This window comes from Anaeromassilibacillus senegalensis (assembly GCF_001261775.1).
GTDB classification, from domain to species: Bacteria; Bacillota; Clostridia; order Oscillospirales; family Acutalibacteraceae; genus Anaeromassilibacillus; species Anaeromassilibacillus senegalensis.
The window spans coordinates 832,899-847,090 of sequence record NZ_LN868538.1 but is presented as its reverse complement, the minus strand read 5'-3'; the positions used below and the strand labels follow the sequence as shown (position 1 = coordinate 847,090).

Here is a 14,192-nt window from a genome sequence, read left to right as displayed (position 1 = left end):
TGACATGCTACTGTATAGGTGAAAACCGGAGAAGGGGGGACAGGGGAGAAAAATCCATTGGCATAAAGTTGTATTGAACAGGAGGATAAGGATGAAAAAGCGATTACTATCGTTGCTGCTCTCCATGGCGCTGGTAGGGACAAGCCTCGGGCTGACCCCGGCGGCGGGCGCGGCGGAAACGGCGGGCGGGGCGCGGGCTGACCCCGGCGGCGGGCGCGGCGGAAACGGCGGGCGGGGCGCCTGCCGATGCCCTTGTGACGGAAGCACCGGCGGCTGATTTACAGATCAGCTTCTGGATGAACGAGGGCGTACCCTATTACAATGTGGTTCTGGACGGAACCGCGCTGTTGGAGGATGCGCCCCTGGGACTGGAAACCACGGTGGGCAGCTTCCAAAGCGATTTGTCGGTTGTTTCCAAGGAGACCTCCAGCGGGGACTCCACCTGGAATACCGTGGTGGGCGACAAGGCGGTGATCGAGGACCGCTATAACCAGACGGCGGTGACGCTCTCCAACGCGGAGGGAAAGACGGTCACCGTGGAGCTGCGCGCCTACGATACCGGCGCGGCGCTCCGCTATATCCTGCCGGAGCAGGAGACGGACTACCGCATCACGGGCGAATACACGCAGTTTGCGTTCCCGGCCGGCGCGGTGGCGCAGATTCATGAGGACCGCAACCAGACGGTCCCGCAAACCGTCCCGGTCGAGAGCTTCGCGGGCAAGCACTATTGCCGCCCGATGACGGTCGAATATGAACACGGTGCGGTGGTCTCCATCTGTGAGGCGAATCTGGATGACTACGCTGTGATGTACATGACAAAGAGCGCGGACCGCACCCTGCGCGCCATGTACGACGGAGGAAGCGTCGGTGTGGCTGCCAATGTACAGAAGAGCAGCCCGTGGCGCGTGTTTGTCGTTGCGGAAGAGCTGGCCAGCCTGCCGGGAAACGAAGACATCATCCTCAACCTGAACGAACCGGCGGACGAGGACATGTACAAATTCTCCGAGTGGGTCAAACCCGGCCGCAACCTGATGCTGGGCGCGGGCAGCGAGACGACGGAGAGCCTGAAGAGCTGGATCGATACCGCCAAGGCGGAGAATTTTGAATATGTGCTGCTGGATTACGGCTGGTACGGCCCGGAGCTGGACGACCGCTGCGATCCCCGCCTTGACCCGTCCAAGCTGGAGCCGGAGAAAGGCGATTCCGAGGAGCTGGTGGCGGTCAAGGAGACGATGAAACAGTTCATCACCGCGGATAGCTATTTCGACGCGGGCGAGGGGTTCCCGCCGTACGGACTGATCACCGGCGAGCCGGTTCCCGGCTGGCCCACCGGCGGCAAGTTCGCGCCGAAGCTGAACATGCGGGAGATCTGTGCATACGCCAATTCGCAGGGCGTCGGCATGATCCTGTATGTCAACAACCGCCATATGTTTGACAAATACGGGCGCTATACGGTGGACGAGCTCTTTGCGCGCTTTGAGGATTGGGGCGCGGCGGGTGTAAAGCCCGGCTTCATGAATGAGGGCGAACAGGCGTATGAGAAGCGGAACGAGGAAATGATTCAGGCGGCGGCGCGCCACCACCTGGTCATGACCATCCACGACGAATACGTCACCTCCGGCATCGAGCGGACCTATCCGAACATGCTCTCCACCGAGGGGATCCTGGGCGACGAAGGCATCAAGGGCGACCAGATCGCGCAGGATATTTCCACCCTGTTTACCCGCGCGATTCAGGGCCCGACCGACCATACCTTCTGCTATCCGGGCAAGGCGACAAAGGGGTATGCGCTTGCGTCGTCCCTGCTGTTCCGCTCCTACATGCACTCGCTGTACTGGTACGGCAATCCGTCCAGCGTCGGCGGCCTGCCGGAGAATGAAAAGCAATTCTGGAAGGACCTGCCCAGCAATTGGGACGATTTGAAGGTGCTGGAAGCGGGCATGTCCGAATACGCGACCTTCGCGCGCAAGACGCGCGGCTTGGACGAGTGGTTTGTAGGGAGCATCTCGGCGATCGACCGGGAAGCGCGGATCCCGCTTTCCTTCCTCACGCCGGGCCAGACCTACGTGGCGGAACTCTACGCCGACGCGGTGGGCCTGACCGGAACGTCCTCCAATAAAAACAGCAGCCCGCTGGAGTGCGTCAGCTACCGCATCGACAGCACGGAGACGATGTACCGCCCGATGGCGTACGGCACCGGCTATGCGGTCCGTCTGCGCCCGGCGACGGCGGACGACGCGGAACTGCCTGTTTACAAGGGCGGTCTGGAGCGCCTACGCAACACATTGAAAAGCATCGAAGGGCTGAAGGAATCCGATTATACCGCGGCGACCTGGCAGAAGCTGGCGGATGCGATCGCCGCCGCCAACGCCCTGCTGGAAGAGGGCAATCCTACGGATGCGCAGGTACAGGCAGCTGTGGAGGCACTGCTTCAGGCGGAGGACGGCCTGCGGTCCGTCAACGTACTGTCCGAGCAGCTCAACCAGGCGAAATGCCTGCCGGAAGGCCACTATACCCCGGAGAGCTGGGCGCCGCTGGCCGAGGCGGTTGCAACCGCGAAAGAGCTGCTTGCCAGCTTGGAAGAAGTGACGCAGGCGCAGCTCGACGAGGCGGCGGAGCTTGTGAAGAATGCGCTGGCGGGTCTGGTAAAGCGCCCGGTGGAGCTGGCGTCAACCGTCTACCTGAGTGACTTGGATTACGAGCCGAACTCCAGCAGCTCCTGGGGACCGATCCAGAAGGACCGTTCCCATGAGAATCCGAAGCTGGAGCTGATCGTCAACGGTGCGCGCACCGTCTTCCCCAAGGGATTGGGCGTGCACGCCAACGCGGACGTCTATTACAATCTGGAAGGCACGGATTATGAGATATTTGAGGCCTATGTGGGCGTCGACGCGCTCAAAGACAATATGGGCGACGTCATCTTCCGCGTGTACTCCGACGATGTGCTGATCTATGAGAGCCAGCCGTCCGGGACGGGCGCGCGCGAGGCGCAGAAGATTTCCGTTCCGGTTGCGAATACCAAGATCCTGCATTTGCAGGCGGATACAAACGGTCCGGACAACGGCGACCACGCCGACTGGGCGGACGCAAAACTCCTGACCATGAAGGAGATCGACCCGGCAAGCACCATCACCGGCATCGCCGTCGACGGAAAGGTCCTGCAGGAGTTCGATCCGGGCGTATATGTTTACCAGTATCCCATCCAGGCGGGCGATCCCGTCCCGGAAGTGACCGTGCAGAGCGACAACGACGCGGTTTCCTATCAGGTTTACCGCGCGGCGAGTGTGCCCGGCATCACGATGATTCCAGTGACGCGTCCGGATGGCTCTGAGGTCGTCTATCAGGTTCGTTTCAGTACGACGTCGCCGGTTTATGTGAGCGATCTGGACTGGACCAGCATGGACAATCAGGGTGGTTACGGCCATGCCGTCAAGGACAGCGGCGTGGAAGGTTTGGGAATGCAGGTCACCGGCCCGGATGGTGAAGCGCTGGCTCTGCCGGAGGTCAACGGCAAGCGCAAGGGCATCGGCATGCATGCCTACTGCATGATCACGTACGACATTGCAGGCAAGGGATACGGCCGGTTTGAAAGCTGGGTCGGCGCAAGCCATCTCAAAGAGTATTTCAACTCCATGATCTTTAAAGTATATTGCGATCAGGAGGAGGAACCGCGCTTTACCAGCGCCGCCATGACCTACGGCATGCCTGCCGAGTTTGTCAGTGTGGACCTGACCGGCGTGCGCACCCTGAAGCTGATGCTGGACCCGAACGGCTCCATCAACGGTGACCACGGCAACTGGGCGGACGCCAAATTCCTCTGCTATGACGAGGTTCAAACGGAGTTCGCGATTGACGCGGAAGTGACCGGCGGCACAGCAGATGTTTCTGTTGCAGAAACGGGTACAGCCGGCGAGCGCATGATAGTTTCTGTTGCGAATGTGGAGGCGGGCAAGATTCTTGAATCCATCACCGTGACGGATACAGCCGGAAATGCAATTGATACAAAGGAAATTACGGCAGGCGGGGAATACAGCTTCCTGATGCCGGCAAACGACGCAACGGTGCAGGTGGCGCTGCGGGATGCAAAATCCTATCTGTTAAACGTGCAGTACGGTTCAAATGCGGTGCTTTCCGCGGAGGGGACCGGGGACGTTATTCTCGACGGCAACGGCCTGTATGCGGCAAAAGCACTGGAGAACGGGGAAATCACGCTGACCTTCACCCCGGCGAACGGCCCGTTTGCAAGCGCAAAGCTGAACGGTGAAAACATCCCGTTTGAAACGGACGGCTGCACCTATACTTTCACCATGCCGGATGAAAACACCGTCCTGCGTTTTGCGTTTACCTATGTAAATAAGGATATTCTCGAAACCCTGCTGGAAAAGGCAAATGAAGTGACCGACGAGCAGCTTGCCGGTCTGGTCGAGTCCGTAAGCAAACGCTTCATCGCGGCGCGCAACAATGCGAAGGCCGTCTATGAAGACGACAGTGCCACCCAGGAAGAAGTAAATGAAGCCTGGAAGGAACTGCTCGACGCAATGCATTACCTCTCCTTCGAGGCGGGCACCAAGGAACAGCTGGAATATTGGCTCGACTACGCCGCCATGCTCGACCTGAACAACTTCACCCCGAAGAGCCTGGAAGGCTACGCGGAAGCACTCGCCTACGCGGAAGAAATCTACAACGACGAGGGCGAAACGCTGAAGGCGGAAGTTGAGAAGGCGGCCAACAACCTGCACGACGCGATCATGCGCCTGGAATTCAAGGCGGATACCGAGACGCTGGCGCTGTTTGTAAAGCAGGCACAGGAAATCGATTTAGATGAATATCTGGACGGCCCGGAGAAGGACGCCTTTGAGGAAGTCCTTCCGCAGGCGGAAGCCCTTCTGGCAGACGGCAACGCGACCCAGAAGCAGGTCGATGCAATGACAGACAAATTGTTTGACGCACTGGCTGGCCTGCGTGTCACGCCGGACAGAGAAGCGCTGAAAGACCTGCTGGAGGAATCCGAAGCGCTCGACCCGGCGGACTACACCGAGGCAAGCTACGCGATCCTCCGCGCGGCATTGAATCTCGCATGGGATACCTGCAACGACGAGAATGCCACCCCGAAGGACATCGCCGTGCGGTATGCGACCGTGGAGAAGGCCCGCGCGGGACTGGCGCTGGCAGACAAGCCGGAGGAGCCGGAGAAACCCGACAACAAGCCGAGCCATAAACCGTCCAACAGCGGCGGCAAGAAGCCGGTTGGCAACACCTCCGGTACAGGAACGGCAGTTGCTGTGCCCAACCCGTTAATCAACGCGGTACAGAACGTGATGGGCCAGAAGTCCGTCCGTTCCGATACCACAGTGGCCTTCACCCTGAAGAGGGGCAATGCCTACTGCTTCAAGATGACGGTTGTCAACGGCAGCAGCGCGGCCCCGAACTTCACCGTGGGCAACGGCAGTGTGCTGAAGACCCAGTTTGTGGCGAAGATCGGCAATGACTACTATTACAGAGTCTGGGCGACTGGCACACCGGGCCAGAGCACCGGCGTGTATACCACAATGGTGGGTGAAGCACCGCAACAGCACTGTGTGGTAACCATCGGCTGAGGAATACAATAATCAACTCAACTGCCGCGGTCCATTTGGGCTGCGGCAGATTGCTTTTGTTTCAATCTGTTTTTACTCTCACGCTGCAGCCGGGAGCGGAACGTTCGACGGTGAAAAAACATGGTAGCGTTGTGATGGGGGCTGTTGCAGAATACAAACTGCAACGGCCCCGATAGTCCACCCGGTCGCACAAAAGGTCTATAAATGACCATATCACTCGTTCCCACTCGCACTTGACCTCCGGTCGGGACGCTCGCTAGAGGCTAAAGCCTCGCTCGACGCTCTAAACGACCATCGCCGCTTTTTAGAAACGTAGAAGAATATATTTTAAGAATTGCCTGCATGGTAAAAATGGTTTTCGCTGCTTTTAGAAACGTAGAAAGACCTATTTTAAGCATGATTTGCAAGGTGAAAATGTTCCTCGCCGGAGGCGCGTCCCGACCGGAGGTCCGCGAAAGACGTTGCACGTCCGCTGCCTTTGGAAACCGCCACCTTTTAAAAAGGTGGGGAAACGCATTTTGCCCTGCGCTACAATTAAAACAAAGGCGGTTTTGCCACTTGTCCTTTTTGTGATGGAGGCTGCACTTTTTTTATGTTATAATAAACAGACAAAGGGGGCGATTTGCATGGGAAAAACGGCATTGCTGGTAGTCGATGTCCAGACGGCGCTGCTGGACGGTCACCCATACCGGGAACAGGAAACGCTGAAAAATTGGCAGGACTTGTTGGCTGCCTGCCGGAAAAAGGGCGTGGAAGTGCTCTATGTCCGGCACGACGGCGGCGCAGGCGACGAGTTGGAGCGGGACACGCCCGGCTGGGAAATTGCCGGAGCAGTGGCCCCTTCGCCAGACGAGAGGATTTTTGACAAGCGGTTTAACAGCGCGTTCCGTCAAACCGGTCTGCGGGCGTATCTGGAAGAGCGCGGAATTTCGAAGCTGATCCTGGTGGGGATGCAGACGGAATACTGCATCGACGCGACCTGCAAGGCGGCGTTTGAATACGGGTACAAGCTGACAATCCCGGAAGACGCCGTCACCACGTTTGACAACGGGGATTTTTCCGCAAAGGACCTGTGTGCGTTCTATACCCGGCGCATCTGGAACAACCGGTTTGCCACGGTGGTTCCCACAAAAGGATGGCTGGAAGAGATGGAAAAACAAACGGACGCAGGGAAGCGCTGATCCTCTCAAAATTGAGGTCCTCTGCCTTATAAAAAGCCTGTTCCGCCGGACAGCCTCACCCGTATCGTTTGAGAGAAAGGGTGTGAGCATATGACTTTTTTAGATCGGATGGCAAATACCTCTGCCGAGGTGATCCTGAGCCTGTCGATCATGCTGTTTGCCGGGTTCCTGGTAACGAGGATCACCAAGAAATTACGGCTGCCGAATGTAACGGGATACATTCTGGCGGGCGTATTAATCGGACCGTATGTACTGCATTTAATTCCCGATTCCATGATATCCGGAATGGAATTTGTGACGGATATCGCCTTAGCCTATATCGCGTTCGGCGTGGGCAAATATTTCCGGATTTCGGAGCTGCGGAAAAGCGGCGGGCGTGTGATCCTGATCACCCTGTTTGAGGCGCTTTTCGGCGCCGCGGCTGTCTCACTGACGATGATCTTTGTCTTCCACCTGTCGGTTCCGTTTTCTCTGCTGCTGGGGGCGATCGGTTCCGCGACGGCCCCGGCCTCCACGATCATGACGATCCGGCAGTACCGCGCGAAGGGCGAGCTGGTCAACACCATTTTGCAGGTGGTGGCGCTGGACGACGCGGTCGCCCTGCTCGCGTTCAGCATCTGCGCGGCGGTGGCGGAGGAGATGGCCTCCGGCGGCACGCGGATGAACTGGGGCGTTTTCCTGCTCCCGCTGGCGCTGAATGCGGCGGTGCTCGTGCTGGGGGCGGGCTGCGGCGTTTTGCTCAGATGGATCATCACGGACCGGCGCTCCCGCGAGCACCGGCTGGTGCTCATCAACGCCGTGATTTTCGCCCTGACCGGCGTGTGCACGATGTTGGACGTGTCCCCGCTGCTGGCCTGTATGCTGATGGGAATGGTCTATGTAAATCTCATCACGGACCGCCAGCTGTTCAAGCAGGTCAACCATTTTACGCCCCCGATTATGCTGCTGTTTTTTGTCCTGTCCGGTATGCGGCTGGAGGTTCCCATGCTGCTGACGGCGGGCGTGATCGGCGTGTGCTACTTTGTGGTGCGGATCGCCGGCAAATACGCCGGCGCCTATCTCGGTGCGTGGGTGACCCGTTCGCCGGACGTAATCCGAAAATACCTGGGCCTGGCGCTGATCCCGCAGGCCGGCGTATCCATCGGATTGGCGGCGCTGGGACAGCGTCTGCTTCCGGCGGATTTGGGTGCGATGCTGTCCACGATCATCCTGTCCTCCGGAATTCTATACGAGATGGTGGGGCCGGCGTGTGCCAAGGGTGCTCTGGTGCTCTCACACTCCATCCGGCCGGAGCATGCCCCGCCGGAAGAACCGCAAAAGAAACAAAAGCCAGGAGGAAAGAAAAAAGGGTAATGTTGGCAAAGGCTGCGGCTCGGTGGACCGCGGCCTTTCGCTTTTGGAAATCTGTTCACATAATATGGATTTATGTTGCGAAAATATGGACTTTTCATTCTAAATGATAACTCTGCCTTGCAATTCATTGTAAAAAGCTTTATGCTATATTCATAGAAAAAAATGAATGATTTGGTTACTTCTGGGGGAATTGCATGCGGAATGGCGCCGCCTGAGAGGCATTTCCCGGTTGCAAAAAACCATTGCCGGATGGAGCTATGATGCAGGCTTGTACTGTGATAAAGCGAACAAATCTGCGGCTGTCCCGATAGCGGGAAGGGCTGCCGCACTTGGAGGAGATACCCGCGAGTCTTTAAAATGCGCGGTTTGCAAAAACCGCAGAGCTTCAGCAGTTCTACGTGTTGGGTAGAACGAAGGAAGGAAGAAGGTCTTTAGCGGCCGGCGGATCTGGAGGTCGGATCGGCAGGAAGGAGAGCAGCCGTCGTGTCGGACGGTTGTTGGCCGCGCCCCTAACCGGCGGCACAGTCTGTGGTGGGCTGTGCCACCGTCCAAGGGTCTTTTAAAATGTGAAAAGGGATGCCGTCTCCATGGCGGCGGCAGCAGGAGGGTCCGATGGTGGTCGGGCCCTCCTGCTGTTTTTGTACCGGACATTTGGAAGGAATTCCCGGACGGCCTGTGGGCAAAGAAACCAAATAATAGTTGATTTCTCTCCCTGAAACCGATATAATATAACTAATCATTCCCTTTTTTGACAAAAGAATATCACCCGGCAAAGCGTTTGGAATTTTGCGGCAGACCAGCGCCTGCGAAACCAGTAAACGGGACCGGTTTTTTCCGCACCGTGTGGTTTTCTTTAGGCGCGCACCGGACAAACGGTTTTGGGTCAAAATTTTCATAAAGTCCCGGAACCTTCTTTGGCGCGCCTGTAGCTGAAAGGGGAAAATACTTGAGGAGTGTGATACCCAATGGCAAACAATTCCACGGCAGCCAGGAAAGACTTCTTCAAATTGAAGGAGAACAAAACGACGGTTCGCACAGAGATTGTGGCGGGCCTGACCACCTTCTTCACCATGGCGTACATCATTTTCGTCAATCCCTCTATTTTGGGCGCGACGGGCATGGACGCTGGCGCGGTTATGTTGGCAACCTGTATTTCCGCGGCGATCGGCACCCTGCTGATTGGACTGTTGTCCAACTATCCTCTGGCGCAGGCCCCCGGCATGGGCCTGAATGCGTTCTTTGCGTTCACCATCTGCGGTACCTATGGCTATTCCTGGCAGGCCGGTTTGGCGGCCGTCTTTATCTCCGGCATCATCTTCATCCTGCTGACCGTCACCGGCGGCAGGGAGGCGATTGTCAATGCGATCCCGCTGCCGATTAAGAAGGCCATCAGCGGCGGCATCGGCCTGTTCATTGCAATTGTGGCGCTGGTCGGCTCCGGTATCGTGGCGAACAGCGATTCCACCCTTGTGACGCTGGGCAATTTCAGCGATCCGAAGGTGCTGCTTGCTGTCATCGGTATCATCATCACGATCGTGCTGGTGGTATGGAATGTCAAGGGTGGCCTGTTTATCAGCATCATCGCCACTACCATTGTGGGCGCGATCATGCAGTTCGCATTTGGCGCGGACGTCGGCATTGCAATGGGTTCCTCTGTGGGCGCTTCCCTTGCGCCGACCTTCGGACAGTTCCTGGGCGGCTTTGGCGAACTGCTGAAATTGGACCAGGGCATCGGCGTGGCGATCTTCTCCCTGATTGCGGTTTTGATTTCCCTGACCATGGTCGACATGTTCGACACCGTCGGCACCCTGTACGGCACCGCCGGCAAGGCGGGCTTCCTGACCAAGGACGGCAAGCTGCCGAACGCGGGCAAGGCGTTGCTGGCGGACTCCATCGCGACCTCCGTGGGCGCGGTGCTCGGCACTTCCACCGTGACCACCTATGTGGAATCCAGCGCGGGCATTTCTGAGGGCGGCAGAACCGGCCTCACCAGCGTGACCACGGCGGCATGTTTCATCCTCGCAATTTTCCTCGCCCCGTTCCTCGGCTTCATCCCCGGTGCGGCGACCTATCCGGTCCTTGTACTGGTCGGCGTGATGATGATGGGCGGCGTGCGTGAGATCGACTGGAACGATATGGAGCTTGCGATTCCGTGCTTCCTGACCATTGCGATGATGCCGTTTGCGTACAGCATTTCCGAGGGTATCGCCTTCGGCTGCATCAGCTACACCGTCATCAAGATGGTGCGCGGCAAGTTCAAGGAAGTGCATCCGGTCATGTACGGCATTTCGATCCTGTTCCTGATCCGGTATATCCTTCCGTACATTCATTTCTGATTACAACGTATGTAACGTTCCCAACTGTGAAACAGGGCGGGCGGCAGTGTGAAACAACACTGCCGCCCGTCCTGTTATTTTGTTTAGCACCGTTCGGTACTGCCGCAAACAACTGCTCCGCATTTCGTATTATAATGCAGAAAAAGGATGGATGGGGTGTACGGTGTATGGGATACCTGGACAATCGATTTCGCAAGAGGGAACGGAAGTCACGGCGAAATTACGCGATCGATGACCGTTTGCTTCAAAGGCTCATTGATTTAACATCGGTTTATGAAGTTTCCGTGAGCGAACTCGTCAATGTGGCTATTACACGTTTGGTTGAGACAGAGAAAGTGTCCCTGTACAAAAGATCGGAACATGAAAATTCTGTTATACGTACCTTTTTCATTTGCGAAAGCAACTTGTCTGGGCTGGAAGTTCTCCGGTCCAAATTCGGTCTAAGTATCTTTATGCTGGTGAATATTGCAATTCGGAACCTTGTAGAAGAAAAAGAATAGCACTTTTAAACAGGCTGATTCGTTTTTGTTGAGCAATGGTTTTGGCATGATTTTGTCCCAGCGGTTTATACTAAGGGAAAAGTTTGTTGTATCAATTGGAGGACAGTCATGGAAACATTTGCGGACTATCTGGCAGGCATGGAAAAGGAAGAACATCGAATGAAACTGAAAGAGGTGCTTTCGTGGATAAAGCGCGGCTTTCCCAATTTGGAAACCCGCATTGCCTGGAACCAGCCGATGTTTACGGATCATGGTACCTTTATCTTAGGGTTCAGCGTGTCAAAGCAGCATTTTGCCATTGCTCCGGAAGCGAAGACCATGGCGGCGTTTTCCGATGAGATCGCTGCGTCCGGATATAGCCAGGGCGCGCAAATTTTCCGGATCAAGTGGACCGATCCGGTCGACCATGCGCTGTTGGAACGCATTATCCGGTACAATATAGAGGATAAAAAAGAGTGTCAGACATTTTGGAGAAAATGATACGGCGAGGGGAATCGGGTCTGTATGGAAAGTCGAAAACAGGCTTGACAAAATTCGACAGCTTATGTTTTAATAATAAAGAGCAATGGCGCTTTACAGTGCTGTTGCTTTTTTGTTTACAGCTCCAGCTTGACTGTATGTGTGCGGGGTAATTTTTGATTCTGTCCGCATCGTCGGCGCCTGAATTGAAAGGCGATGACATACAGCAACCAGGCCCTCCGGGAACGGGGGAATAGATCAGCAGGCAGGGAATGCGCTTCCCCGCCATGGGAGGGGAATTTATGTTCCACGAAGAGATCACGGCGGCGGCGAACGCCGCAAAGGGAAAATACCATCTGCTAAAAACGAATCCAGCGGGCTATTTTCTCGCCTCTGTTTTGGCGGGCGTCTTCATCGGGTTCGGCGTTTTGCTTGCTTTTACCGTGGGCGGGCAGCTCAACGGGAATCCCGCAAATAAGCTGCTCATGGGCTGCACCTTTGGAGTCGCCCTGAGCCTGGTTGTCATTGCGGGTGGGGAGCTTTTTACCGGGAACAACCTGGTGATGGCCGTAGGCGCGGCAAAAAAGACGGTTACCATCGGAAATTGCTGCAAGGTCTGGGCGGCATGCTATATCGGTAATCTGATCGGGTCTGTTTTACTTGCGTTCGTCTTTGTGGGGTGCGGCCTTGCGACGGGCGCGGTGGGAGAGTTTATCTCCAGCGCGGCGGCAGTCAAGATGTCGCTTCCTCCAGCGCAGCTGATCTGCCGGGGGATCCTTTGCAATATGCTGGTTTGTCTCGCGGTCTGGTGCGGATTCCGGTGCAAGTCGGAATCTGGCAAGCTGATCATGGTTTTCTGGTGCCTGCTGGCGTTTATCACCACAGGATTTGAGCACAGCGTCGCCAACATGACGCTGCTGACCATCAGCCTGCTGGCTCCCGCCGGGGGCGCGGCTGTCTCCCTGAGCGGAGAAGTGTACAATCTGCTGCTTGTCACCCTTGGGAACATGATCGGGGGGATTGCATGTGTTGCGCTTCCCTATTTGCGGATTGGGAAGCAGTACCCGGAAAAGTAAGCACAACTCAAAATGGATGGCAAACGTTAAGGCTTCAAAGAGCAACCTGTCTATAAAAGACAGGCCGGCGAACATACAAATTTGCGCGGACAGCGGGCTGTCATTAAAGGTGCAACCCGCTGTCCGTGTGAGATAAAGGATGTGGTTTTGTGGCAAAATGTACCTCTATGCAAAATATAGGAACTGAGATGGAAAAGAAGCTGGAGTCCATCGGGATTTGCTCCGCGGAGGAGCTCATACAAACGGGAAGCAAAGAAGCGTTCGTTCGATTAAAAATGCGATTCTCAAATGTATGTCTGGTTCATTTGTATACGCTTCAGGGAGCGATTGATAATATTGCGTACAATCAGCTGCCTGATGAAATCAAACAGGATTTAAAACATTTCTCTGATACGTTGAAATAGACTTGCTTTCCAAGGTCAGATGCTCGACCGCCGCAGCCGGTTCATCCGTTCAAACATGGCGTTCACATTCAGCATGCCGCCGGTTGATACCTTACCGGCAAGCTGGGGAACCTTGACCGCGCTGGATAAAATCATATCTTTTAAATACAAAGTCGTCAGATTGGGCAGGTAAGATTTTAACAAAGCCGCCGCGCCGGCTACGTGCGGCGCTGCCATGGAGGTTCCGTTCTGTGTGCTGTATTCACGCTGCAGGCCGAGGCTTAGAATATCGGTTCCGGGCGCCGCGAGGTCGACGCTTTCCGCTCCATAATTGGAAAAGCGGGCCAGAGTATTCTCCGGCGTGGTTGCCGCGACGGAAATGATGTTATCGCAGTCATAAGAAGCGGGGTAGACGGGGGTTATATCGTTGTCTTCCGCGGAGTTACCCGCCGATGCAATAAACAGGCCGTTGTATTTTTGAATGGCATCCCTAAGGGCTTTTGAATAGCCGCGTCCGCCCCAGCTGGCATTCAGAATCGGAATGTTGAATCGGTTTGCAAAAGAGATGGCCGCAATGGCGGAGGCGGTGTCAAGGCCAAATTTCATGGAAACGACCTTGACGTGCTGGCAGACGCCCGTAATGCCGATGCAGTTGTTTCCTACAGCCCCGACGGTGCCCGCCACATGCGTCCCGTGTCCGTCAGTGTCAATGGAATTCCGATCGTTGTCGGCAAAGTTCCATCCGTTGGCCAATCGTCCGTTTGGGGAAACCCACATGTTTCTTCGGATATCCGGATGACGGAAATCGATTCCGGTGTCGATCACACCGACGGACACTTTGGAACTTCCCGTTGTAAAATTCCAGGCCAAAGGCGCGTCAATTTTCTGCGTCCCCCAAAGCTGGTTATAGAGCGGATCGTTGGGGACGGCGTGCAGGGTTTCTATATAATCGGGTTCCGCATAGCGGACATGTGGATGACCCGACAGCGTTTCAATGGCATCGAGGACCGCCGAAGGATGTTTGTTCTTCAGGTAAACCAATAAGATGTCTCCTGTGCCGTTTTCCCCGTGACTCTTTTCCGAGTGGAACAGGAGTTCTGCTTTTTCATAGTCGAGCCCATCTAAAATGTGGTGGAGGTCGTATCTGGGGCCGGCGGACGGACCGCCGTTTCGATTTAAGGCGACAATGACTTTTCCCGCCGCGTAAGAGCCGCTGGGTATATCGTCATACAAGGTGAAATCCCCCTTTCTGGTACTTAAGCTATCTTATGAAGGGGATTTTGACTTCGTTACGGGAAGAGGGACAA

10 protein-coding genes are annotated in these 14,192 nt (G+C 56.0%); 8 read left to right on the top strand and 2 right to left on the bottom strand.

Annotation, left to right across the window (positions count from 1 at the left end):
- The first annotated feature begins 91 nt into the window (after nucleotides 1–91).
- The 4 genes from BN2106_RS14060 to BN2106_RS14045 all read left to right on the top strand — a co-directional run bounded on the left by BN2106_RS14060 (nucleotide 92) and on the right by BN2106_RS14045 (nucleotide 8,131).
- A complete protein-coding gene (locus BN2106_RS14060; protein ID WP_050699189.1) occupies nucleotides 92–277 on the top strand; it encodes a hypothetical protein in 186 nt (61 codons plus the stop codon).
- Nucleotides 255–5,597, top strand: a complete 5,343-nt coding sequence (locus BN2106_RS14055; RefSeq protein WP_050699188.1) for an NPCBM/NEW2 domain-containing protein — start codon at nucleotides 255–257, stop codon at nucleotides 5,595–5,597. The genes BN2106_RS14060 and BN2106_RS14055 overlap by 23 nt, the downstream gene beginning before the upstream one ends.
- 626 nt (nucleotides 5,598–6,223) lie before the next feature.
- Nucleotides 6,224–6,778, top strand: a complete 555-nt coding sequence (locus tag BN2106_RS14050) for a cysteine hydrolase family protein (protein ID WP_050699187.1) — start codon at nucleotides 6,224–6,226, stop codon at nucleotides 6,776–6,778.
- A gap of 90 nt (nucleotides 6,779–6,868) precedes the next feature.
- Nucleotides 6,869–8,131 carry a cation:proton antiporter gene (locus BN2106_RS14045; RefSeq protein ID WP_050699186.1) on the top strand — a complete coding sequence of 421 codons (1,263 nt, stop codon included), beginning with the start codon at nucleotides 6,869–6,871 and terminating at the stop codon, nucleotides 8,129–8,131.
- 509 nt (nucleotides 8,132–8,640) lie between these two features.
- Here the strand turns inward: BN2106_RS14045 and BN2106_RS14040 are convergent.
- Nucleotides 8,641–9,027 (bottom strand): hypothetical protein, encoded by a 387-nt coding sequence (locus BN2106_RS14040; RefSeq protein WP_050699185.1) that lies wholly within the window; start codon nucleotides 9,025–9,027, stop codon nucleotides 8,641–8,643.
- Nucleotides 9,028–9,096: 69 nt separating this feature from the next.
- Here BN2106_RS14040 and BN2106_RS14035 point away from each other — a divergent pair, with 69 nt between their 5' ends.
- From BN2106_RS14035 to BN2106_RS14015, 4 genes are all read left to right on the top strand, one after another.
- Entirely contained in the window at nucleotides 9,097–10,467 is a 1,371-nt protein-coding gene (locus BN2106_RS14035; RefSeq protein WP_050699184.1) for an NCS2 family permease, read from the top strand.
- Between the two features lie 608 nt (nucleotides 10,468–11,075).
- Nucleotides 11,076–11,447 carry an iron chaperone gene (locus tag BN2106_RS14025; protein ID WP_050699182.1) on the top strand — a complete coding sequence of 124 codons (372 nt, stop codon included), beginning with the start codon at nucleotides 11,076–11,078 and terminating at the stop codon, nucleotides 11,445–11,447.
- Nucleotides 11,448–11,728: 281 nt separating this feature from the next.
- Nucleotides 11,729–12,502 (top strand): formate/nitrite transporter family protein, encoded by a 774-nt coding sequence (locus tag BN2106_RS14020; protein WP_050699181.1) that lies wholly within the window; start codon nucleotides 11,729–11,731, stop codon nucleotides 12,500–12,502.
- Nucleotides 12,503–12,651: 149 nt separating this feature from the next.
- Nucleotides 12,652–12,906: a TfoX/Sxy family DNA transformation protein gene (locus tag BN2106_RS14015; RefSeq protein ID WP_242846335.1), complete on the top strand. Its 255-nt coding sequence runs from the start codon at nucleotides 12,652–12,654 to the stop codon at nucleotides 12,904–12,906.
- Nucleotides 12,907–12,921: 15 nt separating this feature from the next.
- Here BN2106_RS14015 and BN2106_RS14010 read toward each other — a convergent pair whose 3' ends face one another.
- A complete protein-coding gene (locus tag BN2106_RS14010; protein WP_050699179.1) occupies nucleotides 12,922–14,118 on the bottom strand; it encodes a S8 family peptidase in 1,197 nt (398 codons plus the stop codon).
- Nucleotides 14,119–14,192 lie beyond the last annotated feature (74 nt).

Coding starts and splice junctions, on each gene's coding strand:
- BN2106_RS14060 (WP_050699189.1), top strand. CDS start 92: ATGAAAAAGCGATTACTATCGTTGCTGCTCTCCATGGCGCTGGTAGGG.
- BN2106_RS14050 (WP_050699187.1), top strand. CDS start 6,224: ATGGGAAAAACGGCATTGCTGGTAGTCGATGTCCAGACGGCGCTGCTG.
- BN2106_RS14045 (WP_050699186.1), top strand. CDS start 6,869: ATGACTTTTTTAGATCGGATGGCAAATACCTCTGCCGAGGTGATCCTG.
- BN2106_RS14040 (WP_050699185.1), bottom strand. CDS start 9,027: ATGAAAATTTTGACCCAAAACCGTTTGTCCGGTGCGCGCCTAAAGAAA.
- BN2106_RS14035 (WP_050699184.1), top strand. CDS start 9,097: ATGGCAAACAATTCCACGGCAGCCAGGAAAGACTTCTTCAAATTGAAG.
- BN2106_RS14025 (WP_050699182.1), top strand. CDS start 11,076: ATGGAAACATTTGCGGACTATCTGGCAGGCATGGAAAAGGAAGAACAT.
- BN2106_RS14020 (WP_050699181.1), top strand. CDS start 11,729: ATGTTCCACGAAGAGATCACGGCGGCGGCGAACGCCGCAAAGGGAAAA.